3 protein-coding genes are annotated in these 3,482 nt (G+C 57.2%); 1 reads left to right on the top strand and 2 read right to left on the bottom strand.

Annotated features, from left to right (window positions below; genetic code table 11):
* Both tnpB and tnpA read right to left on the bottom strand, forming a co-directional pair.
* A partial coding sequence (gene tnpB / locus MKD38_RS30305; protein ID WP_147309006.1) for an IS66 family insertion sequence element accessory protein TnpB occupies window positions 1–265 on the bottom strand: 265 nt, incomplete at its 3' end.
* On the bottom strand, window positions 265–723 hold the full coding sequence (gene tnpA, locus MKD38_RS30300) for an IS66-like element accessory protein TnpA (RefSeq protein WP_081479555.1): 459 nt from the start codon (window positions 721–723) through the stop codon (window positions 265–267). The genes tnpB and tnpA, both read right to left, overlap by 1 nt.
* A gap of 488 nt (window positions 724–1,211) precedes the next feature.
* Here tnpA and MKD38_RS30295 point away from each other — a divergent pair, with 488 nt between their 5' ends.
* Window positions 1,212–3,332, top strand: coding sequence for an alpha/beta hydrolase (locus tag MKD38_RS30295; RefSeq protein ID WP_145987300.1), 2,121 nt, complete (start codon window positions 1,212–1,214; stop codon window positions 3,330–3,332).
* The last annotated feature ends 150 nt before the right edge of the window (window positions 3,333–3,482 follow it).

Below are 3,482 nucleotides of genomic sequence, written 5' to 3'. Positions count from 1 at the left end.
CCGAGAGAGTCGCCACTGCCGCCCCACGCGGCCAGGCAAAACGGTCTGCCTCAAGTCGTTTCAAAAAAAGCCAATATCCGTTCCGGCCCCAGCCAAGCAGCTTGATCCGATCGGCTCGCCGATTGCGAAACACGTAGACCGCTTGTGCGAACGAATCGAGCCCCAGCGACTGCTCGACCAGCGCCGACAGACCATTGATACTCTTGCGGAAATCCACGGCTTCCCGGTGCAGGTAGACCTTCAGCCCTTCGTCGAAGCGGAACATCAGCTCGCCCCCAACGCTTCGATCATCGCCTTTACGAGTTCACCGTCACGCCCACCGCATGCGAGCTCAATCGCCACGCCGTTTGGCAACTTCGCACTCAGCAGCGCGACTGATCGCGACGGCTGAGGTTGCGGTTCAACTGCCACGGCCGTCGTGCGACTCGGCGCAGTGACCACAGCTTCGACTTCAGGGGATCGGATTCCCTGAACAACCGGCACGAACGCCGCCAGCGAACCGCGTTCCACTGCCTTCGATTCCCGATGCAGCCGAATCCATTTGCGCAGTTGATTGGCATTGACTTGAGCCTTGAGCGCCATGCCTGCCACCGATGCGCCAGGCCGAAGACACAGCTCAATCAAACGCCGCTTGGCCACCGGCTCGTAATCGCGTTTCCCATTGCGCCGGACACGCACTACTCGCAGTGGAAAGCAGTCAACATCAATATCGTCAGTGTTCATGGTTTGCGTTCGCAAAGTGTTTGCGGACGCAAGCCTGCCAAGACTCACCCTATAAAACTAGGACGCCGTTTCTCGGTCGCTTACATTCCATGGCACGGACGTTGCACATAGTCGATCCTGCGATGTACCTGCTCCCTTGCGAGCGTGAAGCATCCGCCAACGCCTAGGCGGTGTTGTCCGGAAACATACAGCGAATGTCGCGACGAGTAACCATAACTGCGGGCACCTCCGCTTCTGCCGCAATGCCTTGTGCGGCGAGGGAAAAATAAATGATTGCACGACTACATCACTGGATGATCGCTTTTAGTCTGCTAGCCGGTCTCGGCGGCTGTGGAGGGGGCGCTTCCGGCACAAATCATGAAACAGGCACTGCCCCAACCGTATCCGGAACCGTAGGAGGAGCTATTACTCCCATTCCACCGGCTACCCCACCGGCTACCCCACCGGCCGCACAACCGGGGACAGGAGGGAGGCCACCAGGAAAGGCGGTGCTGACGCCAGCAGTGCTCGTACCAACTGTCCGGTTTATAGAGCAGATGCCCGCTGAGCAGTTTGTCGGTCCGACCTACTCACCCGAAGGCGGGGAATATGACCTCGGCTCCGTCGTCGTGAGTACCGCTGACGTTTCACCGGCTGTTTTTCTCACTCGTATTCATGGCTGGATTCGCTATCCGGGTGCACCAGTGAACCCGTCCGGTACCGCGCCGACCTCCTATCCCGTGGTCATATTCCTCCATGGCATGCATAATCGGTCTGAGCCCAGCTTCGAAGGGTACGACTATCTGGCAAATGACCTTGTTGTGCATGGTTATGTCACGCTGTCAATAGATGCGAACGACATTAATGCGTTTTGCCCATCGACGGCGATTGGGTGTATTCACGGGGGAGCGGGCGATTATTCATCGCAGTCGCGAGGCCAACTGGTCCTTGCAACACTCGACCGTCTCAAGAAATTGAGTGATGGGGGTCAAACCACGACCGGTATACAGATCCCGAAGCAGTTGATTGGCAAGATTGATTTTAGCCGGATTGGCATCATGGGGCACTCCCGAGGTGGCCAGGGTATCAACGACGCCATCCAGCTTAATGATCGGCGCATTGGTGTCAGTCTGCAACAGCTACGCTCGGCCACCGCCGAACTGCAAAATGAAAAAGACAATTGGGCAGGTAATACCTGGTTTGCTGCGCCCGGCGCAGCCGTGACCACCGGCACAAAGGCGGCGTTCCTCACGACGCTCAACACCCTGATAGCCGAGCTAAGCGTGAACGGTCTATCTGATCAGGATCTGTCAACATTCCTCGACATGAATAACGTCATGCTTTCTCCTGAAGCGGGCGACTGGTCGAACACTCCACCGAAATATGTTTTCAAGGCCGCGCTCTCACTTGCGCCAACAGACAGCCAGTCCTACCGGAAGATCGCCAGCGTGCCCTTTGCCGCGATGGTGGGAACATGTGATGGAGACGTGAACAATTTGTCCGGAACACACGTGCTCGACAACAACCGCTTCAGCAGGGATCCTGCCGACTCGGCTCCGCGGTTCCAGATTGTGGTACGCGGGGCTAATCACAATTACTTCAATAGCCAATGGACAAAGGACGATTACAGCGGATTACAGGGAGATTACTGCTATGCAGACGCCACGCACGCGACCAGACTGGCTACAGCCGATCAGCAATCCATCGGGCTATTCGTGATCAACAGTTTCATGCGCAATTTCGTTGGGGGAGAAGCGGTGTTTGCTCCCTACTGGAATGGCACAGCCAGACTGCCAGCGGCGGCCTGTCCGGGGAGTCAGGCACCTTGTGATAACCGGGTGGTGCTGACGATTCAGATCAATGGAGTCAACGGACATAAAATGATTGCTCCATTCGACGAATATGGCCTGAACCAGCCCTACGACAGCACAATCTCGACCTTGCAGACGGGCGGTCCGCTGGACCTGATCGACGCATCCGCCTTTCGAGGTAACGTATACACTTGCGCGACGGATCTCACCCTGGGGGATGGAGCCATACCGACCTGTACACAGCCCTCGCCGACGGGGATATTCTTCAGGACAGGTCCTGAAGGCCCGCTTAGTACCTACGTAGGCGGGTTGCTGTCGATCGCCAATCAGGTTCAGTTCACACTGACCGGACCAAACATGACGCTGCCGGTTACGCTTAAGGAACCCGCGTACGGGCCAAGCGGCCAGCCGGTAACGGCAAACGCCCTGTCGACGGTTGGGTTTGACACATTAAGCTTCCGCATCGCAATGGTCCGACCCCAGCCCTCCGTTGAGGGAATGCTCGCGGCGCAGCAGGTGAGTGTCACACTCACCGATAGCAAGGGGCGCGACTCACCGGCGATACTGGTCAGTGACTTCTCCGACGCGCTGGACAGCAGCATGGGACTGTCGATTCCCCCCCAAAGCTCAATGCCCGAGTTGCTGAACATGGTGGCAATCCCACTCGACGCATTCGGGCCTGATCCCGCATCAAAAAGCACGTTCGATATCACTCAACTCAGCAAGCTGACCCTGAAGTTCGCCAATGCGCCCAATGATGGCACCGCGGTCTCCTTGACCGACCTCGAACTGCAGAATTTCGGACGCAACGTTCACTGAGTGTGTGCCGGCCTGAGCGCCTGCTCACGACTTTAGTTTCCGTTCGTCCAATTTTCCCAAGGTGGATTTTTATGCACCTCTGTCGCTAAGTGCACAAACGCGAATCGAGGGTGCTTGGCCGTTTAACAGGAAGCTGAATGCGCCACGACG

This window comes from Cupriavidus sp. WGlv3 (genome assembly GCF_023952475.1).
Taxonomy (GTDB): domain Bacteria; phylum Pseudomonadota; class Gammaproteobacteria; order Burkholderiales; family Burkholderiaceae; genus Cupriavidus; species Cupriavidus phytorum.
The sequence above is the reverse complement of the archived record's forward strand: the minus strand, read 5'-3'. Positions and strand labels throughout refer to the sequence as shown.